1 protein-coding gene is annotated in these 272 nt (G+C 73.5%); it reads left to right on the top strand.

The window, feature by feature from the left end; all coding sequences use genetic code 11:
- Positions 1-272: Nramp family divalent metal transporter (locus tag TOK_RS31405; protein WP_172457896.1), on the top strand; the 272-nt coding region annotated here is incomplete at its 3' end.

Raw genomic sequence — 272 nt, forward strand, 5'->3', positions numbered from 1 at the left:
CTGCTGCTCGGCCCGGCGCTGGTGGCGGCCGCCGCCTACGTCGACCCCGGCAACGTCGCGTCCAACACCGCCGCCGGCGCCGGGTTCGGCTACCTGCTCGTCTGGGTCGTGCTCGCTGCCAACGCCATGGCCGGGCTCGTCCAGTACCTGTCCGCCAAGCTGGGGCTCGTCACCGGCAAGTCGCTGCCCGAGTCGCTGCGTGACCACCTCCCGCGCCGCACCCGCTTCGCCTACTGGGCCCAGGCCGAGCTCGTCACCATGGCCACCGACCT

The sequence above is a fragment of the Pseudonocardia sp. N23 genome, assembly GCF_002583555.1.
Taxonomy (GTDB): Bacteria; Actinomycetota; Actinomycetes; order Mycobacteriales; family Pseudonocardiaceae; genus Pseudonocardia.